This window comes from Lysobacter firmicutimachus (genome assembly GCF_037027445.1).
Lineage (GTDB): Bacteria > Pseudomonadota > Gammaproteobacteria > Xanthomonadales > Xanthomonadaceae > Lysobacter > Lysobacter firmicutimachus.
Map to the genome: position 1 here is coordinate 3,728,925 of NZ_JBANDL010000002.1, position 24,038 is coordinate 3,752,962.

The 24,038-nt window shown below is 69.5% G+C and carries 20 protein-coding genes and 1 pseudogene; 17 read left to right on the forward strand and 4 right to left on the reverse strand.

Annotated elements, in window-relative coordinates; genetic code table 11:
- Positions 1-52: 52 nt before the first annotated feature.
- The 8 genes from V2J18_RS16140 to V2J18_RS16175 all read left to right on the forward strand — a co-directional run bounded on the left by V2J18_RS16140 (position 53) and on the right by V2J18_RS16175 (position 7,524).
- On the forward strand, positions 53-595 hold the full coding sequence (locus V2J18_RS16140) for a hypothetical protein (protein WP_336132332.1): 543 nt from the start codon (positions 53-55) through the stop codon (positions 593-595).
- Positions 596-729: 134 nt separating this feature from the next.
- Positions 730-1,434 (forward strand): hypothetical protein, encoded by a 705-nt coding sequence (locus V2J18_RS16145; protein ID WP_336132333.1) that lies wholly within the window; start codon positions 730-732, stop codon positions 1,432-1,434.
- On the forward strand, positions 1,434-2,213 hold the full coding sequence (locus V2J18_RS16150; RefSeq protein ID WP_336132334.1) for a hypothetical protein: 780 nt from the start codon (positions 1,434-1,436) through the stop codon (positions 2,211-2,213). Before V2J18_RS16145 ends, V2J18_RS16150 begins: the two co-directional genes overlap by 1 nt.
- A gap of 19 nt (positions 2,214-2,232) precedes the next feature.
- The gene (locus tag V2J18_RS16155) at positions 2,233-2,697 is read left to right on the forward strand and encodes a putative toxin-antitoxin system toxin component, PIN family (protein ID WP_336132335.1); all 465 of its coding nucleotides are present in this window, start codon (positions 2,233-2,235) and stop codon (positions 2,695-2,697) included.
- Between the two features lie 46 nt (positions 2,698-2,743).
- Positions 2,744-3,586: an AraC family transcriptional regulator gene (locus tag V2J18_RS16160; protein ID WP_064747791.1), complete on the forward strand. Its 843-nt coding sequence runs from the start codon at positions 2,744-2,746 to the stop codon at positions 3,584-3,586.
- Between the two features lie 58 nt (positions 3,587-3,644).
- On the forward strand, positions 3,645-4,610 hold the full coding sequence (locus V2J18_RS16165) for a DMT family transporter (protein ID WP_336132336.1): 966 nt from the start codon (positions 3,645-3,647) through the stop codon (positions 4,608-4,610).
- Positions 4,611-4,724: 114 nt separating this feature from the next.
- Positions 4,725-6,779, forward strand: coding sequence for a TonB-dependent receptor family protein (locus tag V2J18_RS16170; RefSeq protein ID WP_075575094.1), 2,055 nt, complete (start codon positions 4,725-4,727; stop codon positions 6,777-6,779).
- Between the two features lie 322 nt (positions 6,780-7,101).
- The gene (locus V2J18_RS16175; protein ID WP_064747810.1) at positions 7,102-7,524 is read left to right on the forward strand and encodes a DUF4288 domain-containing protein; all 423 of its coding nucleotides are present in this window, start codon (positions 7,102-7,104) and stop codon (positions 7,522-7,524) included.
- A gap of 131 nt (positions 7,525-7,655) precedes the next feature.
- On the opposite strand, the gene V2J18_RS16180 is transcribed toward V2J18_RS16175, so the two are convergent.
- The 4 genes and pseudogenes from V2J18_RS16180 to V2J18_RS16195 all read right to left on the reverse strand — a co-directional run.
- Positions 7,656-9,911, reverse strand: a complete 2,256-nt coding sequence (locus V2J18_RS16180; protein WP_336132337.1) for a DUF5916 domain-containing protein — start codon at positions 9,909-9,911, stop codon at positions 7,656-7,658.
- 188 nt (positions 9,912-10,099) lie between these two features.
- Positions 10,100-11,359, reverse strand: a complete 1,260-nt coding sequence (locus V2J18_RS16185; RefSeq protein ID WP_336132338.1) for a DUF3734 domain-containing protein — start codon at positions 11,357-11,359, stop codon at positions 10,100-10,102.
- A gap of 335 nt (positions 11,360-11,694) precedes the next feature.
- Complete coding sequence (locus V2J18_RS16190) at positions 11,695-12,495, reverse strand: 3-hydroxybutyrate dehydrogenase (RefSeq protein WP_064747787.1); 801 nt, start codon at positions 12,493-12,495, stop codon at positions 11,695-11,697.
- An 826-nt stretch (positions 12,496-13,321) separates the two neighbouring features.
- Positions 13,322-13,786, reverse strand: a pseudogene (locus V2J18_RS16195) (SET domain-containing protein); the annotation flags it as partial.
- Positions 13,787-13,974: 188 nt separating this feature from the next.
- Here V2J18_RS16195 and V2J18_RS16200 point away from each other — a divergent pair.
- The 9 genes from V2J18_RS16200 (at position 13,975) to V2J18_RS16240 (ending at position 23,937) form a co-directional block, all read left to right on the forward strand.
- A complete protein-coding gene (locus tag V2J18_RS16200; protein WP_064746634.1) occupies positions 13,975-14,448 on the forward strand; it encodes an SUF system Fe-S cluster assembly regulator in 474 nt (157 codons plus the stop codon).
- A 15-nt stretch (positions 14,449-14,463) separates the two neighbouring features.
- Entirely contained in the window at positions 14,464-15,939 is a 1,476-nt protein-coding gene (gene sufB, locus V2J18_RS16205) for a Fe-S cluster assembly protein SufB (protein ID WP_064746633.1), read from the forward strand.
- Positions 15,936-16,628, forward strand: coding sequence for a hypothetical protein (locus V2J18_RS16210; protein ID WP_336132339.1), 693 nt, complete (start codon positions 15,936-15,938; stop codon positions 16,626-16,628). The genes sufB and V2J18_RS16210 overlap by 4 nt, the downstream gene beginning before the upstream one ends.
- 73 nt (positions 16,629-16,701) lie before the next feature.
- Positions 16,702-17,466 (forward strand): Fe-S cluster assembly ATPase SufC, encoded by a 765-nt coding sequence (sufC, locus tag V2J18_RS16215; protein WP_064746631.1) that lies wholly within the window; start codon positions 16,702-16,704, stop codon positions 17,464-17,466.
- Positions 17,463-18,797, forward strand: coding sequence for a Fe-S cluster assembly protein SufD (gene sufD, locus V2J18_RS16220; protein WP_064746630.1), 1,335 nt, complete (start codon positions 17,463-17,465; stop codon positions 18,795-18,797). Before sufC ends, sufD begins: the two co-directional genes overlap by 4 nt.
- 103 nt (positions 18,798-18,900) lie before the next feature.
- Entirely contained in the window at positions 18,901-20,136 is a 1,236-nt protein-coding gene (locus V2J18_RS16225; RefSeq protein ID WP_336132340.1) for a cysteine desulfurase, read from the forward strand.
- A complete protein-coding gene (locus tag V2J18_RS16230; RefSeq protein WP_336132341.1) occupies positions 20,133-20,681 on the forward strand; it encodes a GNAT family N-acetyltransferase in 549 nt (182 codons plus the stop codon). The genes V2J18_RS16225 and V2J18_RS16230 overlap by 4 nt, the downstream gene beginning before the upstream one ends.
- 186 nt (positions 20,682-20,867) lie before the next feature.
- Positions 20,868-21,191, forward strand: a complete 324-nt coding sequence (locus tag V2J18_RS16235; RefSeq protein WP_336132342.1) for a Rieske (2Fe-2S) protein — start codon at positions 20,868-20,870, stop codon at positions 21,189-21,191.
- Between the two features lie 448 nt (positions 21,192-21,639).
- On the forward strand, positions 21,640-23,937 hold the full coding sequence (locus V2J18_RS16240; protein WP_064746626.1) for a TonB-dependent receptor: 2,298 nt from the start codon (positions 21,640-21,642) through the stop codon (positions 23,935-23,937).
- The last annotated feature ends 101 nt before the right edge of the window (positions 23,938-24,038 follow it).

Below are 24,038 nucleotides of genomic sequence, written 5' to 3' on the forward strand. Positions count from 1 at the left end.
CTAGCATCGCTGCGCCGCCGGCCGGGCGGTTCGCCGCCGTGGAGCTTCGCCGATGCGTCTGCCGATACGTTTACTGGTCCCCGCCCTGCTCGCTCTCAGCGTCGTCGGTTGCTCCTGCCAACGCCAGACCGACGACCGCGCCGCGGCGACAACGCCGGCGCCGGCCCGGCCCCAGGACGATGCTGCGGCGCGCGCCGCGGCCGAGGCGGCGCAGCGCGCGCAGGCGCAGAACCAGCAGCGCGTCGAGGCCATGACCGAAGCGGTCAACACCTTGCATCTGTATCTGCAGCAACTCAGCAGCGGCAAGCGCGAACTGGCCGAAAAACACTGGGCCTACGGCCGCCAGCCACGCGGCAACGAGGAAGCCGGCCTGCACCAGATCGAACAGTTCAGCGGCATGCGGATCGAAAACGACACGCCCGAGCCGCTGGACCAGGAAAGCGTGCCCGAATCGCTGGAGATTCCGGTCGAACTGCGGGTCAGCCTGCCCGGCGGCGAGAACCGCCGCTATACCGGCTGGTACCGGATGCGGCGCGATCCGGTCGACCGCAGTTGGAAGCTCACCGCGACATCGCTGAGCGTGGCCTTGCGCTGAGTCGCGGCCGAACGCGGGCGCCGGCGGCCGCGACCGCGGCTTTCGGCACAGCCTGTGTACGCGGACGGGCTTATACACTGGCGATCCTCGCCGCGGCGCTTCGGCACGCCGCCCACCGGCCCTTGGATTCCGTCATGCGCAGTCACCCGCCCCGCTTTTCCGTCTTCGTCCTGGCCCTGGCCCTGACCGGCGCCATCCTGTCCGGCGCCTGCGGCGATAAGACCGCCGCCAACGGCAGCGACGGCGAAGGCGATTCGGCGGAGGCGCTGCCGGCGCCGGAGGGCGCCGGGCGCGGCGGCGTCACCGGCATGCCGGCCACGCCGGGGCCAGGCCAGATCGGACCGCCGGCCGATGCAGCGACGGCGCCGCAATTCGACGAGGACGGCAATCCTCTGCCCGGCACCGCGACGCCGGCCGATGGCGTCGACGGCACCTTGCCGGCCGACGGCGGCGCGGTCGCGGCGGAGCCGACGCCCGACGACGCGGTGGCGGTGGTCCGCGACTACTACGCCGCGATCAACCACGGCCAGTTCGACCAGGCCTATGCGCTGTGGTCCGACGGCGGCCGCGCCAGCGGCCAGAGCGCACAGCAGTTCGCCGCCGGTTTCGCCGACACCACCGGCGTATCGGTGGAACTGCTGCCGCCGGGGCCGGTCGACGCCGGCGCCGGCCAGCGCCACATCGAGGTGCCGGTCGCGATCACCGCCACCCAGCGCGACGGCAGTCAGCGCAAATACGTCGGCGCCTATGTCCTGCGCCGCAGCGTGGTCGACGGCGCCAGCGACGAACAGCGCGCCTGGCGCATCGGCAGCGCCGACATCCGCGAGGTGCGTCCGTGATGCAGCGTTGGCTGGCGCCGGCGGTCGTGGCGGCATTCGCATTGATCGCGGTCGTATTGCTGTTGGCCGCCTGCGGCCGCAACGATCCGCCGAACGCCGGTCCGGCCTCGGCCGCGACCGCACCGACGCCGGCCGCATCGACGCCGGCCGCTGCAGCGCCCGCCGACGCAACGCCCGCGCCGGGAACGGCCGACTCCGAGCCGGCCTCGACCGACTACGTCCTGCCCGGCGCGCTCGCCCCCGACGTCGGCCCCGAGCAACTGCGCCGGCTGTTCGGCAGCGCCAACGTCACGATCGACGACCGGTTGCCCGGGCCGGAAGGCGAACCCTTCCGCGGCGTGGTGCTGTTCGACGGCGACCCGAGCCGGCGCGCCGTGTTGCACTACCAGGACGAGCAAAAACTGCAGGGCCTGGCCGTGGTCGAAGTGCGCGAACCGACGACCCGCTGGCGTCTGGACAACGGCGTCGCCATCGGCCAATCGCTGGCCGACCTGGTGCGCCGCAACGGCAAACCGATCCGTTTCAGCGGCCTGGGCTGGGACTACGGCGGCACCGTCACCGACTGGAACGGCGGCAAGCTCGGCTCGGGCGAAGGCGATGCGGTGATGCGCCATGCGCGCCTGGATTTCCAACCGCAAGCAGGGCGCGACGACGGCGTCGACGCGGTGCCGTCCGGCGACAGCGAATACGCCAGCGACGACCCCACGTACCCGCGCCAGGGCGAGCTGTTGCGCGTGGTCGAGATCGGCGTGTCCTTTCCCGGCGAAGACGACCTGTGACCCGCCGCGTAGCCCGCGCATGAGCGTCCACCCGCCGCGCATCGTCCTCGACAGCAACGTCTGCCTGGATCTGTTCGCGTTCGCGGACCCGGCGGTGGCGCCGCTGCTTCATGCGCTGCGCGACGGCCGGGTCCGCGCGGTCACCGACGCGGCCTGCCGCGACGAGTGGCTGCGGGTGATCGAGTACCCCAAACTCGGCCTCGACGCCGCCGTGCGCGAGGCCTGCCGGCGCGACTACGACGGCTTGTTCGAGCTGCACGCCGATGCGGCGGCCCCGACGACCGCGCTGCCGCGCTGCGCCGATCCCGACGACCAGAAATTCCTCGAACTCGCCCACGCCGCGCAGGCGCGCTGGCTGCTCAGCCGCGACCATGCGCTGCTGGTGCTGGGCCGGCGCACCGCCCGCGCCGGCCTGTTCGACATCCTGACTCCGCGCGCCTGGGTCGCCTTGCAGGCGCTGCACGCCGAGGCCTCGCCCCGCTGAGGCGGCCTGGGCCGATCGCCGCCGCGACCCGTGCCATACTCGGCCCATGCAAGGCGTGCCCGCCCACTTCGTCGATGCCCAGGACGCGGCCGAGTTCCGCCAGCCGGCGCACCGCGCCGGCATCGAGCTGTACCGCGCGCATATCGTCCGCCACGCCTTCGAGCCGCATACCCACGAAGCCTACGGCCTGGGCGCGATCGAATCCGGGGTCGAGCGCTTCCGCTACCGCGGCAGCGATCACCTGGCGCCGCCGGATTCGCTGGTGCTGATGAACCCCGACGTGCTGCACACCGGGCGCGCCGAAACCGAAGGCGGCTGGCGCTACCGCATGGTCTATGTCGATCCCGAGGTCGCCGAAGAGATCACCGGCGAACGCGGCTGGTGGTTCGATCAGGCGGTCCGCCACGACCCGGCGCGCGCGCGCCGCATCACCGCGCGCCTGGACGCGCTGTGGCTGGCGCGCGAGGCACTGGATTTCGACAGCCAGTTGTTCGCCCTGCTGGCCGAGTTCCGCGACCACGCCCGCGTCGCCCGGCCGCTGCGCGACCAGGCGCCGGTACGCTTCGCCCCGGTGATCGAGTACCTGAACGCCCATCTGGCCGACCGGATCGGCCTGGAGCAGTTGGCTGCGGTGGCGGGGCTGAGCCCGTTCCATTTCCTGCGCCAGTTCCGTCGCCAGTACCACGTCACCCCGCAGCAGATGCTGATGGCGCTGCGCCTGTACCGGGCCAAGCGCCTGCTCGCCGCGGGCTCGGCGCCGGCCCAGGCCGCGCTCGACAGCGGGCTGGCCGACCAGGCGCACCTGACCCGCGCCTTCTCGCGCCGGTACGGCATCACCCCGGCGCGCTATCAGCGCCAGATCCTCGCCGGCCGACGTTCGCCGAAGTGAAGCGCGCCGGCGCAATCTGAGACAAGACAACAGCAACGGCCTCGGCGAGGCTGGGCGCATGCTGCTGGGAACCCTCTACGCGCTCGCCGCCGGCCTGATCTGGGGCCTGGTCTTCGTCGGACCGCTGTTGCTGCCGGAGTACCCGGCGGCGCTGCAGTCGTTCGGCCGCTACCTCGCCTTCGGCCTGATCGCCCTGCCGCTGGCCTGGCTCGACCGCGGCGCGCTGCGCCAGCTGCGCCGCAGCGACTGGCTGGAAGCGCTCAAGCTGGTCGCAGTCGGCAACCTGCTCTACTACCTGTTCCTGGCCAACGCGATCCAGCGCGCCGGCGGGCCGCTGCCGACCATGATCATCGGCACTTTGCCGGTGGTGATCGCGGTCTGCGCCAACCTGCGCGATGCGCGCCGCGACGGCCGCCTGCCGTGGCTGCGGCTGTTGCCGTCGCTGTCGCTGATCGCGCTCGGCATCGCCTGCGTCAACCGCGCCGAACTGCAGGCCTTGCGCGCCGATCCGCAGGCCGATCTGCAACGCTACGCGCTCGGCGGCCTGCTCGCGGTCGGCGCGGTGGCCTGCTGGACCTGGTACCCGCTGCGCAATGCCGACTGGTTGCGCGCGCACCCCGACCGCAGCCCGCGCACCTGGGCCACCGCGCAAGGCGTGGCGACTCTGCCGCTGGCGCTGTGCGGCTACGCCGCGCTGTGGCTGTGGATGAGCGCTCGCGGCGATGCGTTCGCGATGCCGTTCGGGCCGCGGCCGCTGTTCTTCGTCGGCCTGATGGCGGCGATCGGCCTGCTCGCGTCGTGGGTCGGCACTCTGTGCTGGAACGAGGCCAGCCAGCGCCTGCCGACCGCGCTCGCCGGCCAGCTGATCGTGTTCGAAACCCTGGCCGCGCTGAGCTATGCCTTCGTCCTGCGCCAGCAATGGCCGCCACCGCTGACCCTGCTCGGCATCGCATCGCTGATCGCCGGCGTGGTGTGGGCGCTGCGGATCAAGCCGGTCGCGACGACAGAAGCGGCGACCGCCTGAGCGCACACACGCCGGCGGGCCCCGCGCATGCGCCGTTCGTGCGGCGTTATGCCGCAGCCGGCGCGTGGGCCGGCTGACTAATCTGGCCGCCCCCGCGCTCCTCGGACGGCCATCATGCAACACCGTGTCTTGCGTCTGACTTCGCTCGCGATCGCGTTCGCGTTCGCATCCGATGCCGCGGCCCAGGCCGAGCGCGGGCCCGACGGCGCAGCCACTACGCTCGACACCGTGCACGTGCGCGGTCCCGACCGGCCGCGCACCGTCGACAGTCTCGAGGCCGCGCGCGCACGGCTGGATCGGCGCGCCGGCGCGACCGCACTGATCGACGGCGAGTCCTATCGCGACCGCCGCATCGGCACCCTCGCCGATGCCCTGGGTTACGCCGCGGGCGTGTTCGTGCAACCGCGTTTCGGCGCCGAAGAGGCGCGCCTGTCGATCCGCGGCTCCGGCCTGCAGCGCACCTTCCACGGCCGCGGCCTGGAGCTGCTGCAGGACGGCAGCCCGCTCAACCTCGCCGACGGCGGTTTCGATTTCCAATCGGTGGACCCGCTGGCGGCGCGCTACATCGAGGTCTATCGCGGCGCCAACGCGCTGGAATACGGCGCCGCCACGCTGGGCGGCGCGATCGATTTCGTTTCGCCGACCGGCTACGACACCGCGCCGCTGACCCTGCGCGCCGAAACCGGCGCCTTCGGCCACCGCCGCGGCCAACTCGCCCTGGCCGGCGTATCCGGCCGCGCCGACGGCTATCTGAGCCTGGGCGGCGCGCACCAGGACGGTTTCCGCGACCATGCGGCGCAGGAGAACCATCGCCTGTTCGGCAATGCCGGCTATCGCTTCGGCGAGCGCCTCGACGGTCGCATCTACCTGACTCACGTCGACACCCGCTCGGCCCTGCCCGGCAGCTTGACCCTGGCCGAAGCGCGGCGCGAGCCGACTCTGGCCGCACCGGCCGCCTTGAGCCAGAACCAACGCCGCGACTACCGCCTGGATCGCCTGGCCGCGCGCCTGAGCTGGACGCCCGCGGCCGACGGCGAGCTGCGCCTGTCGGCCTACTACGCCGACAAATCCCTCGATCATCCGATCTTCCAGGTGCTACGCCAGGACAGTCGCGACATCGGTCTCGATCTGCGCTGGCGCGGCGAGCATCGATGGCTCGGCCGCCGCAACGTCATCGTCGCCGGACTGGCCTGGGCGCGCGGCGACATCGACGACCGACGCTACTTCAACCTCGCCGGCCGCGCCGGCGCGCCGAGCAATCGGTTCGATCAGCGCGCCATCAACCGCAAGGCCTATGTCGAGCATCAGACCTGGCTGACTCCGGCCTGGACGGTCGCGCTGGGCGCACAGGCATTGCACGCGCAGCGCCGCTCGCGCGACCGGCTGATCCTCGGCGGCCGCGACGAAAGCTTCGACGCCGACTACTCCGGCCTCAGTCCAAAGCTGGGCCTGCGCTACCTCATCGACGACGGCGCCCAGCTCTACGCCAACCTCAGCCGCAGCCTGGAACCGCCCAGCTTCGGCGAACTCAGCGGCGGTCCCGGCGTCACCCCGGTCGCCAGGCAGCGCGCGACCAGCGCCGAACTCGGCTTGCGCGTGAACCGCGCCGCCGTGTCGCTGGACCTGGCCGCGTACCGCGCGCGCCTGGACGGCGAACTGCTGTCGCTCAACGATGGCCAGGGCAATCCGCTGGGCACGGTCAACGCCGGCCACACCCTGCACCAGGGCATCGAACTCGGCCTGGGCTGGCGCATCGACGAGGCCTGGACCGTGTCGGCCAACTATCTCTACAACGACTTCCGCTTCGACGGCGACCGCCTCTACGGCGACAACGAACTCGCCGGCGTGGCCCGGCAGCTGTTGCGGGCCGAAGTGCGCTGGTCGCCGAGTTCGCGCGTCTACCTCGCGCCGAACTTGGAATGGACCCCGCAGGGCACCTGGATCGATCACGCCAACAGCTACCGCGCCCCGGGCTATCGCCTCTTCGGCCTGCGCCTCGGCGGCCGCATCGCGACGCAATGGTCGTGGTTCGCCGACGCACGCAACCTCGGCGACCGCCGCTGGATCGCCAGCAGCAACGTAATCGCCGATGCGCGCGGCCAGGACGGGCGAAACTTCCTGCCGGGCGACGGGCGGGCGGTGTATGTCGGGGTGGAGTGGCGGGATTAGCGCATTGGGGATTCGCAGAAGCGGTTGCGCCGGCGTTTGTAGGAGCGGCGTGAGCGGCGACCGCCGGAGCGGGTGGACTACCACGTGGGGACCCGACGCCTGGCTGCATGCGGGTGGCGGGCTCGCTCGTCCCGCTCGCGCACCTCGCTTCGGCGATCGCGGCTCACCCCGCTCCTAACAGGAGGCGGCGGCGACGCGGGACCGGTGCATGGCGCCGGATTGTCGTATCTGCGACTGCGGCCGCGCCCGAACCAAGACCGTCGTCGTTGCGGAGCCGCCGACCGGCGCCGATGATCGGGGCATCCAGGCGATGGATGCCGCCATGAACGCCGAGATTCCGCAACGCAACCGTTCGCCGCACGGCTGGTGGGTCGCGACCTACCTGGAGCGCGCGGCCTGGGACGACGAGCCGGCGCCGGTCGACGACACGCGTTGCCTGGTGTGGGAGAACACCCTGCTGATCCGCGCCGGCGACCGCGAGGCCGCCTACGCCAAGGCCTTGGCCTACGGCCGCGGCAAAGGCAACGGATTCGCCGACGCCGAGGACGGCCGCCACGGGCGCTGGGTGTTCGAAGGCCTGTCGCGCCTGTTGCCGGTGTACGACGAACTGCGCGACGGCGCCGAGCTGATGTGGACCGAATACCGCGGCCAGCCCTATGCGGCGCTGCGCGCCAAGCTGCGCCTCAAACACGAACTGGAAGCCTTCGACGATCTGTCCGGCGGCGATCCGCCGACGCCCTCTTAGCCGGCCGCGCGCCGAGGACGGGCGACGATCGCCTGGCCCAAGCCTCGAACCGGCGCGACACCCCGGCGGGGCCGGAAACCGATCGCCCTGGCGATCGGCCGGACGGCGTCGGCCGGTCACGCCTGCATCGCTCAGATTTCGAACCGGTACGACAGCTTGACCAGGAACTGCTCGTCGTCGCGCAACTCGAACGCGTCGGAGAATTCGCGCCCGACCCGGGTCGAGCGCGGGCCTTCCTCGAACAGCTCGCCGCCGCGCACGTAGGCCAGGTACAGATAGGACAGCGGCGCCAGTTCGTAGCGATAGCGGATCTGGAAGCCGAGGTTGCTCAGGCTGAAATCCGGAATCTCTTCCTCCACCGCCAGCGGCCGCCCCTTCGGGTCGACCCGATAGGCCTGCTTGAGCCGCGCGTCCATGCCGATCGCCTCCAGGCGCACGCGCAGTTCCTGCTTGTCGTCGATGAACCATTGCAGGCCGGCATTGAGGTTGAGCGCGTCGGAACGGAACGCGCCCAGCCGGTTGCCGCCGCGCCACAGCAGCCAGTCGGGGTTGTGGCTGTACTCCATGCCGGCGAACAGCAACAGCCGATCGCTGACCTGGTAGTTCGGTTCCAGGTAGATCCGGCTCTGGCCTTCGTCGATCCCGCCCAGGCCTTCGGCGCTGTAATTCAGCTCGGCGCTCAGCGACCAGGGGCTGTCGCCGCGGCGCGGGCGCAGACGCTCGTAGCTGACGTACAGCCGCTCGGGCAGGCGCAGCACGCCGTTGCCGCGGGTGATCAGATCGTCGTGGCCGGCGCTCCACAACCCCAACTCGACGAATTCGTTGCCGCCGTCGCGCAACTCGCTGCGGCGGTTGACCGCGATCGCGTCGGCGATATGCACGCCGTCGTCGCTGTAGCGGCGCGAAGCGGCGTAATGCCAGTCGTGCGAGGCATAGGACGAAGCCGCCGGCAGATCGGTCACGCGCCGACCGAGGTCGTAGCGCAGGTAGTTGAAGTTGTTGCGTTCCAGATAGCCGAAGTCGTTGAGTTGCAGGCGCTTGCCCAGGTGCAGGCCGTACAGCTGCTGGCGCCAGCCGCCGCCCATGTCGTAGTCGATGCGGATCTGGCCGCCGCTGTCGCGCGCGCTGCGGCCGTTGTGTTCGACGTCGGACGCGACCAGGGCGCTGCGGATCGCCCACTGCGCGTTCGGGTTCCAGCGCTGGTCGAATTCGTAGACGTTGGCGCTGCGGTCCTGGAACGGCCGCACCACCCGGGTCGCCATCGCGCCGAAACCGAAGCGCTCGAAGTCGCGGGTCGCGCGCAGGGCGTAGAAGTCGCGCCCGGCCTCGTCGCCTTCGCTGGCCGCGAACAAGCCGTAATTGAAGCCGCCGGCGCTGCCGTTGAGCTTGATCGCCGCGGTCACGTCGCCCGAACCGTTGCCGTCGTCGGCGCGCGCGCCGACGCGGCGGGTGTAGATCAGCCGGCTGTTGGAGTTGTAGGAGCCGAACTGGACGTCGAAGAAGCTCTGGTTCTCGGTGAAGAACGGCCGCTTGTCGCTGAAGAAGGTTTCGGTGGCGCTGAAGTTGACCGTCAGCTCGTCGCTCTCGACCTGGCCGAAATCCGGATTGAGGGTGGCGCTGAGCTGGAACTTGCCGCTCGGCTTCCAGAACAGGTCGGCCCCGGCGTCGAAATCGCTGTCGTGGCCGACGAAGTCGCGCACGCCGACCACGTAGGGCGTGATCGCCAGCAGCGACTGCTTGTATGCCGGCACTTCGACCCGGTTGAAGGTCGACAGGAAGCGCGCCTCGTTGTAGTGCACCGCCGGCCACGACGTGCGCTCGCCGGTCGAAGCGATGACCCGGTCGAGCTGGATGCCGAGAGTGCGGGTGCCGTCGCCGGCCTCGCGCATCGGCGCGATATGCCAGGGGATCAGCATCTCCGCCGACCAGCCGTCGGCGTCCTCGCTGGTGGCGTGGCGCCAGTCGCCGTCCCAGTCGTCGTTGAACTGGTTCTCGCTGGTGATGGTGGCGTCGACGATGCTGTTGGCCAGGGTCACGGTGAAGTTGTAGCCGGCGCGGCCGTCGCCGTCGAAATCCACGTACAGGTTGACCCGGTCGACCGTGCCGTTGCCGTCGCGTTGAGTGCGCTGGCGCAGCCGCGGCACGCCCGCCGGCTGATGATTGCGGAAGCCGATCGCCAGGCCTTCCGGGGTGGCCAGCAGCCAGGCCTCGGTGGCCTGCGAGGCCGGCTGACGCGACAGCGGCTGGGTCAGACGGAACTCGTCGATGCGCCGGGCGCCGCGCCATTCCTCCGGGTCGATGCGGCCGTCGATCTCGACGGCGCAGGCGGCGGGCACGGCGCAGGCCGCGGCGGCCGCAAGCAGGGAGGGCAACAGATGAATACGCATGGGACGGCACCGGAAAGCGGACTGACCGCCTCGCTGCGCGCGTTTCCCCGGCGCCGGCGATGGCGGACCGCGACGGAGCCCGTCGCGATGCCGCGCAGACTAGCGGCGGCGCGCCTTTGCGCCGCATGGCGTAAGTCATGGCAACCTTTGTCCGCGCCGCGGCATCCCTGCCTGCAGCGGCACCCGGATCAGGGCGCGGTGGCGTCGTGGGTGACGAAGGCCGATTCGCCGGCCGGCAATTCCATCCAGTCCGGATGGGCCAGGGCGCGGGCGATGTCGCCCTGCCCCGACAACCAGTGCTCGCGCATCGCCACCCGGCCGAACTGGTAGTCCTTGAAGTGACCGATCCGGGCACGGTCGCGGTAGATCAGGTGGATCACGCTGTAGCGGCGGTCGCAGGCCAGTTCGGCGGCGTGCTGGGCCCAGGGATTGCTCGCACGCACGTCCCCGGGAATCTCTTCCAGCAGTTCGCGCAGCAGCCGGCGGTAATGCTGGAACACGCGCTGGGTGTCGGTGATCAGGCGCGTACGGCTGGAGTACTGGATTTCCTTCTGCCGCTCGGCCACGTCGAGCAGGTTCTGCGGCAGCTCGCCGCGCGCGTTCCACAGGTCGACCTGGAACACCAGGGTGTCGCGCCGCGGAGAGGCGGTGAGCACGTGCGACAGCGGCGTGTTCGAGACCAGTCCGCCGTCCCAGTAGAACTCGCCGTCGATCTCGACCGCCGGAAACGCCGGCGGCAGCGCGCCGGAGGCGAGGATGTGGCGGGCGTCGATGCGGGTCCGGGTGCTGTCGAAGTACTCCAGATTGCCGGTGCGCACGTTGACCGCGCCGACCGAGACCCGGATGCCGTCGTGGTTGAGGCGGTCGAAATCGACCAGCCGCTCCAGGGTGGCGATCATCGGCGAGGTGTCGTACCAGCTCGGCTGGGCGGCCGCGGAAGCGGCGCCGAACAGGCCCGAGGGGTCTTCGCCGAGCCAGGCGCGCGGCCGGTAGAAGCCGCGCTGCCCCTCGACCAGGGCGCGCCAGGCCTCCCAGGTATCGAGCCAGGCCCGGGTGTCGGCCTCGAGGTCGGCGAAACGGGCCTCCTGGCCCAAGGTGGTGGCCGGGAACAGGCTCGGCTGCGAGATCGTGTCCCAGAACTCGCGCAGCGCCTGCAGGCGTTTTTCCGGCGGATTGCCGGCGATGATCGCGGTGTTGAAGGCGCCGATGGAGATGCCGGCGATCCAGTTCGGCGCGATGCCGGCCTCGTGCAGGCCCTGGTACACCCCGGCCTGGTAGGCGCCGAGCGCGCCGCCGCCCTGCAGCACCAGGGCGATGTTTTCCGGCAATGAAGGCCCGGAGTCGCGGCGCGAGCCCGCGGCCGGCGCGGCAGGTTCGCGCCGTCGCGGCGGATCGGAGGCGCGTTGGGCGTGGGGGACTTTGCGGCCGGTGGAGCGCTTGCTGGGCATTGCGATGGTCTCTTCGGGCGTCGCTGCGATTCGCCGCCTATCTTGGGGGGCGCTTGCGGTGGCGCCGTGAAGGCCGGCTCGGCAAGGCAGCGCGACGGCAACGGCACACCGCCCCAACCCCGCCGCTTCGAACGGAACGCTGGTGCGAGGGCAAAGCAGACCGGGGAGCCGGTGGGCGGGAAAGCGGCCTCGCCGCCCCGCCGCGCTGTCCTCATCCCTGGCTCTGCGAAGACGGGGGTCCAAGGACGTCAGCGCCATGCCGCGATCCAGCCCCGGCTCCCCGCTTTCGCCGGAACGAGCGCGAGCCGGCTCCGCATTGCCGACGCGGCTCCCGCTTACTGCATGTACCAGCCGTGGCTGACCACGATGCTCTGCCCGGTCAATGCCGCGCTGGGGAACTCGGCCAGGAAGCGCACGGTCTTGGCCACGTCTTCGACGGTGGTGAAAATGCCGTCGACGGTGTTGCCGAGCATGACTTTCCTGATCACCTCTTCCTCGCTGATCCCCAGCTCCCTGGCCTGCTCGGGAATCTGCTTGTCGACCAGCGGGGTGCGCACGAAGCCCGGGCAGACCACGTGGCTGCGCACGCCGTGCTTGGCGCCTTCCTTGGCCAGCACCCGCGACAGGCCCAGCAGGCCGTGCTTGGCGGTGACATAGGCCGACTTCAGCGGCGAGGCCTCGTGCGAATGCACCGAGCCCATGTAGATCACGGTGCCGCCGCGGCTCTGGCCCGAACCGTTGTCCTTGTACATATGCGGCAGCGCCGCCTTGGTGGTCAGGAAGGCACCGTCGAGGTGGATCGCCAGCATCTTCTTCCAATCGCCGAAAGCGTAGTTTTCGATCGGGTTGACGATCTGGATGCCGGCGTTGGAGACCAGGATGTCGATGCCGCCGAACTCGGCGACGACTCGCTCGATGCCGGCGTTGACCGCGGCCTCGTCGGTGACGTCCATGGCCACGCCCATCGCCCGCCCGCCCTGGGCGACGATTTCGTCGGCGGTGGCTTGCGCGCCGGCCTGGTTCAGGTCGGCGATCGCGATCGCGGCGCCCCCACGCGCCAACTCATGGGCGATTTCCTTGCCGATGCCGCTGGCGGCTCCGGTGACGACGGCGACTTTGCCTTGGATCGAGCTCATGGGGACTCCTGGACGAGACGGAAAGGGAGAGGTCGGCGCAGCGCCGGCGCAACCGGGCCATTGTCGCCGCCGCAAGTGATCGCAGCGTGGCGGCCGATGCAGCGCAGTGTTCCGCCGGAGCCGGCCAATAACCATCGGACCTTCGTACCCAGCCCGGCTTTGCCGGGTCGGGCGGCCACGCCGATATCCGGCCCGCCCGAGCTCCGGCCTCTCGCCGTTGCCGTTGCCGTTGCCGTTGCCGTTGCCGTTGCCGTTGCCGTTGCCGGAAAGAGCTTGGCGCCGTTTCGGCCTCGCGAGAACGCCCTGAAGCCCCGAAGGGCGGCCCGCAGGGAGGCGGGCCGTGCGCAGCCAGGCCAGGGAGGGCCTGTGCGGAGCAGCCCCGCGCAAACCGCGTCCCATAGTGGCTTTTGATTCGAAACAGGAATGGCGTTTTCTTTGGTTACTTGACCGAAGGAAATCCAGTAGGACTTTGTCGCCTTGGACAAAGAAAGTAACCCGGCCGCTTGCGGACGGAAGCTTTGCTTTGAAGCTTTGAGCTTTGAAGCTTTGAGCTTTGGAGCTTCAGAGGCCTTCGAACGACAGACGCCGCGAGGCCGAAAGGACGCGGTCGCGGCTTACGCCGCTCCTACAGGGGGCCCAGGACAAAGCGCGGCGAGAGTGAAGGATGGCGGCCGCGGCCGGCGCCGCGCCTGCAGGGGACGGCGGGCCAGAGCGAGGCCCGGTGCCGCACCGGGCCGGGAAAGCCTCAATCCTTCTTCTTGCCCTTCTTGTCCTTCTTCTTTTTCTTGTCTTTCTTCTTGTCCTTGCCCTTCTTCTTTTTCTTGTCCTTCTTCGGCTGCAGCATGGTCCCGGTGCAATCCGGCGAACCGCAGCGGCACTCCCAGATCTTCTTCAGTTCCTTGGTGTGCTTCTCGGCCAGGGTGATGCCGTAGTTGTAGGACAGCTCCTCGCCCGGGGCGATGTCGCGGATCGCCTCGATGAACACCTGGTCCTGGCGACGGTCGTCGCCGTCGTCTTCCTCCAGCACCGCCTCGCAGTTGGGCGAACAGCTGTGGTTGATCCAGCGCGCGGTGTTGCCTTCGTAATTGGCGTCGATCACGTACTCGTCGTTGAGCGTGAACAGGAAGGTATGGCCGGAATCGGCATCGCCCGTATCGCCGGCGTCGGCCTCCTCGTGGGTGCGGCGGCGGCCCTTGTATTCGATGATGCGTTCGCCCTTGGCGATCGGGGCGACGGCGAATACGCCGTTGCCGTGGATGGCGGAACGACGGGCGGCGATCTTGCGCGGCATAGCGAATCCCAGAATGACGAACGGCCATTCTGACCCAGCTCGCCCGGCCGCCGCTATCGCCCGCCCGACGGCCCCCCCGGCGCCGGCCGCAGGGGCTGAATCGCGCAAAACCGCCCGCTTGGCCCGGCCCGGATAAAAACGTACAATTTCGGTACGAATTACCCTCCCGCCCAGGCCGCGCCCAGACGATGCTCCGCGTCACCAAGCTCACCGATTACGCCACGGTCGTCCTGACCGTGCTCGCGGCCCAGTCCCAGACCGGGCCTGAGCGCGTGCTGAGCGCGGCCGAGTTGGCCGAGCGCTCAGGGCTGGAGGCGCCGACGGTCAGCAAGCTGCTCAAGCCGCTGGCCCAGGCCGGGCTGGTCGAGGGTTTCCGCGGCGCCAACGGCGGCTACCGCCTGGCCCGCGCGGCCGACGAGATCGGCCTGATCGAAATAGTGGAGGCCCTGGAAGGGCCGCTCGGCATGACCGAGTGCAGCGTGCACGAAGGCAACTGCGGCCTGGAGCGGCAGTGCGGCGTGCGCGCCAACTGGCGGCGCATCAACGACGTGGTCGTCGAGGCGCTGCGCAACGTGACCTTGGCCCAGATGCTGGCCCCGGACGCTTCTTTTTCATCCGCACCCCCCGGCCGGCGCATCGACCTGCGCCTGGCCAACGCATAGACAGTAGGCAGCCGCATGGCCACCGACATCCGTTCCACGTCCGCTCCCGCGGGCGACATCGCCAATCGTGAGATCCACGAGCAGCTCGGCCGCCGCTACGAGGCCGGCTTCGTCACCGACATCGAGTCCGACAGCCTGCCGCCGGGCCTGGACGAGGACACCATCCGCGCCCTGTCGGCGAAGAAGAACGAGCCGGAGTGGATGACCCAGTGGCGGCTGGAGGCCTACCGCCATTGGCTGACCATGCCGATGCCGCACTGGGCCAAGCTCAACATCGCCCCGATCGACTTCCAGGCGCTGAGCTACTACAGCGCGCCCAAGGCCAAGTACAAGTCGCTGGACGAAGTGCCCGAAGAGCTGATCGCGACCTACGACAAGCTCGGCGTGCCGCTGCACGAGCGCGCCCGGCTGGCCGGCGTCGCGGTCGATGCGGTGTTCGACTCGGTCTCGGTCGGCACCACCTTCCGCAAGGAGCTGGCCGAAAAGGGCATCATTTTCTGCTCGATGTCCGAGGCGATCCGCGAGCATTCCGAGCTGATCAAGCAGTACCTCGGCAGCGTCGTGCCGACCGGCGACAACTATTTCGCCGCGCTCAACTCGGCGGTGTTCTCCGACGGCAGCTTCGTGTTCATTCCCAAGGGCGTGCGTTGCCCGATGGAGCTGAGCACCTATTTCCGCATCAACGCCGGCCACACCGGCCAGTTCGAGCGCACCCTGATCGTGTGCGAGGACAAGGCCTATGTGTCCTACCTGGAAGGCTGCACTGCGCCGATGCGCGACGAGAACCAGCTGCACGCGGCGGTGGTCGAGCTGGTCGCGCTGGAAGACGCCGAGATCAAGTACTCGACGGTGCAGAACTGGTACCCCGGCGACGAGGAAGGCCGCGGCGGCATCTACAACTTCGTCACCAAGCGCGGCGAGTGCCGCGGCGCGCGCAGCAAGATCAGCTGGACCCAGGTCGAGACCGGTTCGGCGATCACCTGGAAGTACCCCAGCTGCGTGCTGCTCGGCGACGATTCGGTCGGCGAGTTCTACTCGGTCGCGCTGACCCATCACCGCCAGCAGGCCGACACCGGCACCAAGATGATCCACATCGGCAAGCGCACCAAGTCGAAGATCATCAGCAAGGGCATCAGCGCCGGCCGCGGCCAGAACACCTACCGCGGCCAGGTCAAGGTCGAGAAGCACGCCGCCGGCGCGCGCAACCACACCCAGTGCGACAGCCTGCTGATCGGCAAGAAGTGCGGCGCGCACACCTTCCCCTACATCGAGGTCAAGCACCCCGACGCCACTGTCGAGCACGAGGCCACCACCTCCAAGATCAGCGAAGACCAGCTGTTCTACTGCCGCTCGCGCGGCATCGGCGAGGAAGATGCGGTGTCGATGATCGTCGACGGCTTCTGCAAGAGCGTGTTCCGCGAACTGCCGATGGAATTCGCGGTCGAGGCCAAGAAGCTGCTTGAGGTGTCGCTGGAAGGATCGGTCGGATGAGCCGCCCCGTCCCGTCCGCACTGGCGGCCCTGCTGACCGCGGCGCTGGCCGCCTGCAGCCCGGCGCCGGCGCCGCAAACCGCCGCGCCCAGCGCGCCCGCCGCCACGTCCGAAACCGCGCCGCCCGCGGCCGAGCCGAAGCCAACCGCGCCGGCCGCCGAGGCCGCCCCGGCCTCCGCCGAGGCGCCGATCGCGCCGCCCGGCTCGATCCAGCACGCGCTGGCGGCGGGCGAGTACCTGCTGCCGTTCACCATCGATCCCAAGCACGAAAACGTCCGCGACCCGCGCGTGCTGCAGTGGAGCGAGCATCCCTGCGGCGCGACCCCCTACGCGCGGGTGCGCGCGATGCCTCTGGGCGACGAATTGCTGCTCGCCGACGACGTGATCGAATTCGGCGACGGCGGCAAGGAACTGCGCCGCTGGAGCAAGCCGTTCGAGGCCGATGTGATCGCCGTCGACGGCGACCGCCTGCGCCTGCGCGTGCTCGACGGCAACGGCGTCGAGCAGGTGCTGTGGGCCGACCCGGCCGGCGCCCTGGCCGTGGCGCAGGACGCTGCCGCAGCCGAACCGCGTTCGCTCGATTGCCCGACCTTGAAGGCCTTCGCAGATTCGGACTACCTGCAGTGCTACGAGTACGTCGACGCCGGCGGCGCCAAGCGCCGGCTCGCCTACGAAGGCGTCTGTACCTGAGCGCCGGCATTCGCCGCCCGCTCCGCAACCCGTTACCGGCGCCGCGAGCGCCCACCCGTTTCCGGAAACCCTCATGTTGAAGATCCAAGACCTCCACGTCCAAGTCGCCGGCAAGGACATCCTCAAGGGCCTGAGCCTGGAGCTGCAGCCGGGCAAGGTCCACGCGATCATGGGCCCGAACGGCGCCGGCAAATCGACCCTGGGCAACGTGCTCGCCGGCCGCGAAGGCTACGAGGTCACCGCCGGTTCGATCGCATTCGAGGGCCGCGACCTGCTGGCGCTGGAACCGGAGGAGCGCGCCGCCGCCGGCGTGTTCCTGGCCTTCCAGTACCCGGTCGAGATTCCGGGCGTAAACAACACGTATTTCCTGCGCGCCGCGCTCAACGCCCAGCGCAAGGCGCGCGGCGAGGCCGAACTGGACTCGATGCAGTTCCTCAAGCTGGTGCGCGAAAAGCTGGCCGTGCTGCATCTGAAAGACGAACTGCTGCACCGCGGCGTCAACGAGGGCTTCAGCGGCGGCGAAAAGAAGCGCAACGAAATCTTCCAGCTGGCCCTGCTCGAACCGAAGCTGGCGATCCTCGACGAAACCGATTCCGGCCTGGACATCGACGCGCTCAAGGCCGTCGCCGACGGCGTCAACGCGCTGCGCTCGCCGGAACGCGCATTCCTGGTCATCACCCACTACCAGCGCCTGCTGGACTACATCAAGCCCGATGTGGTCCACGTGCTGGCCGACGGCCGCATCGTCGAGACCGGCGGCGCCGAACTGGCGCTGGAACTGGAAACCCACGGCTATGCCTGGCTGAAGGACCGCGTGGCGCCGGAGAACGCGGCGTGAGCGCGCTGCTCGACGCCTTCGCGTCGGCCTTCGACGCTCTGCCCGCACGCGACGCCGCCGGGCTCGGCGCGACCCGCCGCGCCGCCCTCGATGCGGCCCTGCGCGACGGCCTGCCGGGACCGCGCACCGAAGCCTGGAAGTACACCCCGCTGCGCGCGCTGGAGCGCCGCACCTTCCTGCCCGCGGCCGGCGTCGCCCCGGCCGCCGACGGCGCCGCGCTCGACGCCGCGATCGCCGGCATCCCGGCGCCGCGGGTGGTGTTCCACAACGGCCGCTACGACGCCGACCGCTCCGACCTCGCCGGCCTGCCGGCCGGCATCTCGTTGCGGCCGCTGTCACAGGTGCTGGGCGACGGCGACGTGCGCGAGGCCAATTTCCTCGCTCGCCGCTACGAGCGCCCGGACGAAGTGTTCGCGCGCATCAACGCCGCGCTGGCCGACGAGGGCGCGGTGCTGCGGGTCGAAGCCGGCGTGCAGGCGCCGGGCGCGGTGCACCTGGTCTGCGTCTCCAGCCCGAGCCAGAACGCCGACTCGGCCGCCAAGGGCGGGCCGGACCTGGCCTGGCACCTGCGCCATCTGATCGAACTGCGCGAGGGCGCGGCGCTGACCCTGGTCGAGCATCAGCTCGCCGCCGACAGCCACAGCCATTTCGGCAACTCGCTGGCCCATGTCCACCTCGCCCCGGGCGCCAGCCTGGTGCATGCGCGGGTCCAGGACGAGGCGCTCGGCGCGACCGCGATCGCGCGCACCGACGCGGTGCTGGCGCGCTCGGCGCAATACCGCCGGATCGACCTCGAACTCGGCGCCGCGCTGTCCCGTCACGAACTCAACGCCGCACTGCACGGCGAGGGTGCGCAGGTCCAGGCCAACGGCGTGCTGCTCGCCAGCGGCCGCCGCCATCTCGACACCCGCCTGGGAATCGATCATGTCGGCCGCGACAGCCGATGCGAACTGACCTGGCGCGGCCTCGGCGCCGGCCGTTCGCGCGCCGCCTTCCACGGCGGCATCCTGATCCGCGAAGGCGCGGACGGCAGCAACGCCGCGCTCTCGAACAAGAACCTGCTGCTCAGCGAAGGCGCCGAAATCGACACCCAGCCGGTGTTGGAGATCCACGCCGACGAGGTCCAGGCCGCGCACGGCGCCACGGTCGGCCAGCTCGACGCCAACGCCTTGTTCTACCTGCGTTCGCGCGGCGTGCCCGCCGAACAGGCGCGGGCCTTGCTGACCACCGCTTTCTGCCGCGAGACCTTGGCCGTGATCGAGAACGAGGACGTGCGCGCGATGCTGGAAGTGCGGTTGAATCTCGCTTTGGAACGCCTGCAGATCGCTTGAGGAACAGAAGGCAGGAGACAGGAGATCGCGACGGCCGCGTCGCCTCCGCTTTTCGCGACCCCTTGTCTCGCGTGCGCCGACTTCCCGCTTACCGGACCCCAGAATGACCGCCGCCGTCCCCTCCTCCCCCGACTGGGCCGCTGTCCGCGCCGACTTCCCGGTGCTGACCCGCCAGGTCCACGGCAAGCCGCTGATCTATTTCGACTCGGCCAACACCGGCCAGAAACCGGCCGCGGTGATCGAAGCGGTCGACGACTTCTACCGCCGCCACAACGCCAACGTGAGCCGCGCCGTGCATGCGCTCGGCAGCGAGGCCACCGAAGCTTACGAGGGCGCGCGCGCCAAGCTGGCGCGCTTCCTCAACGTGCGCACCGACGAACTGGTGCTGTGCAGCGGCACCACCTTCGCGATCAATCTGGTCGCCTATTCCTGGGCTCTGCCGCGGCTGCAGCCGGGCGACGCGATCGTGCTGACCCGGATGGAGCACCACGCCAACATCGTGCCCTGGCAGTTGGTCGCCCAGCGCACCGGCGCGACGATCAGGGTCGCCGAGATCGACGAACGCGGCCAGCTCGACCTGCCCCAGTTGTACGGCCTGCTCACCCCCGAGGTGAAGCTGCTCGCCCTGACCCATGTTTCCAACGTGCTCGGCACGGTCAATCCGGTGCGCGAGATCTGCCGCGAGGCGCGCAAGCGCGGCATCGTCACGCTCGTGGACGGCTCGCAGGCGGCGCCGCACCGCCCGCTCGACGTGGCGGCGATCGGCTGCGATTTCTACGCCGTCACCGGCCACAAAATGAGCGGCCCGACCGGCACCGGCGCGCTATGGGCGCGGCGCGAGCACCTCGACGCGATGCCGCCCTTCGTCGGCGGCGGCGAGATGATCAAGGAAGTCCGCTTCGAAGGCACGGTGTTCGCCGACGGCCCGCGCAAATTCGAGGCCGGCACGCCCAATATCGCCGGCTTCGTCGGCCTGGGCGCGGCGGTGGACTATCTATCGGCGCTGGGCATGGCCCAGGTCGACGCACGCGAACAGGAGCTGCTCGCGCACTTCAACGCCGCGCTGGCCGAAGTGCCGGGGCTGCGCATCTTCGGCCAGGCGCAGGAGAAGGCGGCGGTAGTGAGCTTCCTGATCGAGGGCGCGCACGCCCACGACCTGGCCACCCTGCTCGACCTGGAAGGCGTGGCGATCCGTTCCGGCCACCACTGCGCGCATCCGCTGATGCAGCATTTCGGCGTGCCGGCGACCTGCCGCGCGTCGCTCGCCTACTACAACACCCACGAAGAGATCGACGCCTTCGTGGCGGCCCTCCACAAAGTCCGCAAGCTGCTCGCATGACCGCCTCCGACACTCTCCGCTTCCGCCACGCTACCGTGGCCGACACCGACGCCATCGTCGCCCTGGTCGAATCGGCCTATCGCGGCGACGCCAGCCGGGTCGGCTGGACCACCGAAGCCGATTTCCTCGACGGCCGCCGCACCGGCGCCGACGAGATCCACTCCTTCTTGGCCAAACCCGACAGCGTGATCCTGCTCGGCGAGCGCGAAGGCGCCGAAGGCGCGATCGAGTTGCTGGCCTGCGCCCATGTCGCGGTCGAGGACGGCGCCGGCTATTTCGGCATGTTCTCGGTCAAGCCGACCCTGCAGGGCGGCGGCATCGGCAAGCGCATGATCGAAGAATCCGAGCGTATCGCGCGCGAGGACTGGAAGCTGCCGGCGATGCGCATGACCGTGATCAATGTGCGCGAGGAGCTGATCCAGTTCTACCTGCGCCGCGGCTACGCGCGCACCGGCGTGTTCAAGCCGTTCCCGTACGGCGACGCGCGCTTCGGCCTGCCCAAGCGCGACGACCTGAGCTTCGAAGTGCTTGAAAAGCGGTTCTGAGGAGCGGGGATTCGGGATTTGGGATTCGGGATTGGTCGAGCAACAGCAGATGCTGCGCTTGGCCGACGAATCGCGGCTCCCGGTCCCGCCTTCGCCACAAAGGATCGGGATCGAGGAGCGATACGGTCTTGCTCTGACCAATCCCGAATCCCAAATCCAAAATCCCGTTCCGAAGGAAACCACGCCATGGGCGACTGGGTATTCGTCTGCGCCACTTCGCAACTGCTGCCGGGCGAATCGACCGTCGCCTGGGATGGCGATACCGCGATTTTCGTCTGCAACTACGACGGCGACTACTACGCACTCGAAGACCGCTGTTCGCACGAGGACTTCGAGCTGTCCTCGGGCACCTACGACGGCGAGGAAGCGAGCATCGAATGCGTGCTGCACGGCGCGCGCTTCGACGTGCGCGACGGCCGACCGCTGTGCGCACCGGCCTACGAGCCGGTGGCCAAGTTCCCGGTCAAGGTCGAAGACGGCGGCGTCTGGACCCGCGACGATCGCGAGTGAACGCCGCGGGCATTGCCCCGCAACCGAGTTCCTCGCAACGGCCATCGACCGCGCGCGCCGGCGAACCGCGCGCCCTCTCTTTGGCTTCTCCTTTCTGCTCCCCCTTCGAAGCGGGGCGACAGGGGGATTTGCTTCCGCTGCGGCCCAAGGCCAATCGCGCGCCGCCAGGCACGCCGGACTTCGCGCTCACGCAGGGCGTTCGCCCTCTATTTCCAAAGGCCTCACGCGCACACGTCGCAAGGACCGCGCCGCCCCTGCTGCGCAGCCCGGCCGGGCTGCGGTCGTCCGTACCCCTGAGCACGAAGCGCCCGATTGCGCATGCGGCCCCATCGGAAACGGTTAAAGCCCCTCGAATCGTTCACAATTCGTTGCAAATGAGAATCCATCTCATTAAGATTGCGACCTGACGCGGCCCCCGCGCCGTCAACCCGCAATCCCAGAGACTCTCATGACCACGAAGTTCGTCGTGTCGCCGCTCGCCGCTGCGCTCGCCCTCGCCTTCACCCTGCCCGTGGTCGCCGCCCCGGCGCCCGAGCCGCAGGCCAAGGACCTCGACGGCGTCGCCGTCCACGGCCAGCGCGTGGAGAAGGCCAGCAGCGGCAAGTACACGGCGAATCTGCGCGATACCCCGCAGACGATCAGCGTGATCGACCGCAACACCATCGACGGCCAGAACCTGCTGTCGCTGACCGACATCCTCAGCACTCTGCCGGGCATCACCTTCGGCGCCGGCGAAGGCGGCGGCGGTTTCGGCGACAAGATCAACCTGCGCGGCTTCGACGCCAGCAACGACATCACCGTCGACGGCGTACGCGACAGCGGCCTGTACAGCCGCACCGATCCGTTCAACCTGGAAGCGGTGGAAGTCGTCAACGGTGCCAACTCGGTCTACTCCGGCGCCGGCTCGGTCGGCGGCACGATCAACCTGGTGACCAAGAACGCCAGCCTCAACGAGTTCCACAAGGCCTCGATCGCCGCCGGCACCGACAGCTACGCGCGCGTGACCACCGACAGCAACTTCGTCCTCGGCGAAGGCAGCGCGCTGCGCCTGAACGCCATGGCGCACCAGAACGACGTGCCGGGCCGCGACGTCGAGCAGAACGAGCGTTGGGGCGTGGCCGCCTCGCTGGCCTTCGGCCTGGGCAGCGACACCACCTGGACCCTGAACTATCTCCACCAGGAAGACCAGAACACTCCGCAGTACGGCCTGCCGTTCTTCAACGGCGACGTCCTGCCCGGCATCGACCGCGGCAATTACTACGGCTACAGCAACATCGACAAGCAGGAAATCGAACTCGATTCGCTGACCTCGATCATCGAGCACAACTTCAGCGACGCGTTCAAGGTCCGCAACCTGACCCGCTGGCAACAGGTCGAGCAGTTCTCCCTGGTCGACGCCGTGCAGGGCACCTGGTGCCTGGCCAACAACCGCACCCCGCTCGGCGCCGCCTGCGGCAGCACCCGCCCGGGCAACTACAGCCCGAGCGGCCCGCGCGGCTACGGTCGCGACACCCGCAATACCGCGCTGTACAACCAGACCGACCTGACCGTGCAGTTCAACACCGGCGCGATCGAGCACGACCTGGTCGCCGGCTTCTCGGTGCTGCACGAAGAATTCGATCTCGACGTCACCAGCGATTTCCGCAACGCCAACGGCAGCAACCCGTTCCTCGCCGGCCTGCCGCAGATGAACATCGCCCGCCCGGACCACATCTACCGCGGCCCGCTCAACCGCACCCTGACCGGGCGCACCGAAGGCGAGCTCGACAACCGCGCGATCTACGTGTTCGACACGCTGAAGTTCAACGAACAGTGGCAGTTGAGCCTGGGCGCGCGCTACGAGCGCAACGAGGGCAAGACCACCAATGCGGTGGTAGTGCAGGCCCCGACCGCGGCCAACCAACCGCTGCCGGCGCTGCCGATCGGCACCGTCACCGGCTATGGGGTGCCGTTCAAGAACACCGACGACCTGTTCTCCTACCGCGCCGGCCTGGTCTACAAGCCGGTCGAGAACGGCAGCATCTACGTCGCCTACGGCAACTCCAAGACCCCGTCGAAGGCCTCGGTCAACGGCTCGTGCACCGCGCAGACCTGCTCGGTCGATCCGGAAACCGCGGTCAATTACGAAATCGGCACCAAGTGGGACTTCCTCGACGGCCGCTTGGCGCTGACCGGCTCGGTGTTCCGCAACGACCGCAAGAACTACAAGGTCGCCGACCTCGACAACCCCGCCAACCTGACCGGCCTGCAGCAGCTCGACGGCCGCGCCCGCGTCGACGGCGTGATGCTCGGTCTGTCCGGCCTGCTGACCGACCAGTGGGCGGTGTACGCCAACTACGCCTTCCTCGACAGCGAAGTGCTGCAAGGCGTGTCCGACCGCCAGGCCAACCTCGGCCTGGACTACACCCGCGGCGACCGCCTGACCCAGGTGCCGGAACACGCCTTCAGCCTGTGGACCACCTACGACCTCAGCCCGCGCTGGCAGATCGGCTACGGCGCGACCTACCAGGGCAAGCTCTGGCTGACCCAGCACAGCGCGACCAACGTCAACGGCCCGCTGACGACCTACGGCAGCTACTGGACCCACCGCGCGATGGTCAACTACAAGATCAACCGCCAGGCCTCGCTGCAGCTCAACGTCAACAATCTGACCGACGAGGAATACTTCACCCGTATCCGCAACAACGGTTGGGCGACCCCGGGCGACGGCCGCCAGGTGGTGCTGAGCGCGAACTTCGCCTTCTGACCGGCGCCTTCTGACCGGCGCGACCCGGCTGGCGCACGCCGCCGGGTTCACGCTCTAATCGGGCCTTCACGGTCCAGCGCGCCGCCCGGGACCTCCCGGGC

Coding starts and splice junctions, on each gene's coding strand:
- V2J18_RS16240 (WP_064746626.1), top strand. CDS start 21,640: ATGACCACGAAGTTCGTCGTGTCGCCGCTCGCCGCTGCGCTCGCCCTC.
- sufB (WP_064746633.1), top strand. CDS start 14,464: ATGGCCACCGACATCCGTTCCACGTCCGCTCCCGCGGGCGACATCGCC.
- V2J18_RS16145 (WP_336132333.1), top strand. CDS start 730: ATGCGCAGTCACCCGCCCCGCTTTTCCGTCTTCGTCCTGGCCCTGGCC.
- sufC (WP_064746631.1), top strand. CDS start 16,702: ATGTTGAAGATCCAAGACCTCCACGTCCAAGTCGCCGGCAAGGACATC.
- V2J18_RS16140 (WP_336132332.1), top strand. CDS start 53: ATGCGTCTGCCGATACGTTTACTGGTCCCCGCCCTGCTCGCTCTCAGC.
- V2J18_RS16155 (WP_336132335.1), top strand. CDS start 2,233: ATGAGCGTCCACCCGCCGCGCATCGTCCTCGACAGCAACGTCTGCCTG.
- V2J18_RS16230 (WP_336132341.1), top strand. CDS start 20,133: ATGACCGCCTCCGACACTCTCCGCTTCCGCCACGCTACCGTGGCCGAC.
- V2J18_RS16150 (WP_336132334.1), top strand. CDS start 1,434: ATGCAGCGTTGGCTGGCGCCGGCGGTCGTGGCGGCATTCGCATTGATC.
- V2J18_RS16160 (WP_064747791.1), top strand. CDS start 2,744: ATGCAAGGCGTGCCCGCCCACTTCGTCGATGCCCAGGACGCGGCCGAG.
- V2J18_RS16170 (WP_075575094.1), top strand. CDS start 4,725: ATGCAACACCGTGTCTTGCGTCTGACTTCGCTCGCGATCGCGTTCGCG.
- V2J18_RS16225 (WP_336132340.1), top strand. CDS start 18,901: ATGACCGCCGCCGTCCCCTCCTCCCCCGACTGGGCCGCTGTCCGCGCC.
- V2J18_RS16185 (WP_336132338.1), bottom strand. CDS start 11,359: ATGCCCAGCAAGCGCTCCACCGGCCGCAAAGTCCCCCACGCCCAACGC.
- V2J18_RS16165 (WP_336132336.1), top strand. CDS start 3,645: ATGCTGCTGGGAACCCTCTACGCGCTCGCCGCCGGCCTGATCTGGGGC.
- V2J18_RS16210 (WP_336132339.1), top strand. CDS start 15,936: ATGAGCCGCCCCGTCCCGTCCGCACTGGCGGCCCTGCTGACCGCGGCG.
- V2J18_RS16175 (WP_064747810.1), top strand. CDS start 7,102: ATGAACGCCGAGATTCCGCAACGCAACCGTTCGCCGCACGGCTGGTGG.
- V2J18_RS16190 (WP_064747787.1), bottom strand. CDS start 12,495: ATGAGCTCGATCCAAGGCAAAGTCGCCGTCGTCACCGGAGCCGCCAGC.
- V2J18_RS16235 (WP_336132342.1), top strand. CDS start 20,868: ATGGGCGACTGGGTATTCGTCTGCGCCACTTCGCAACTGCTGCCGGGC.
- V2J18_RS16180 (WP_336132337.1), bottom strand. CDS start 9,911: ATGCGTATTCATCTGTTGCCCTCCCTGCTTGCGGCCGCCGCGGCCTGC.
- V2J18_RS16200 (WP_064746634.1), top strand. CDS start 13,975: ATGCTCCGCGTCACCAAGCTCACCGATTACGCCACGGTCGTCCTGACC.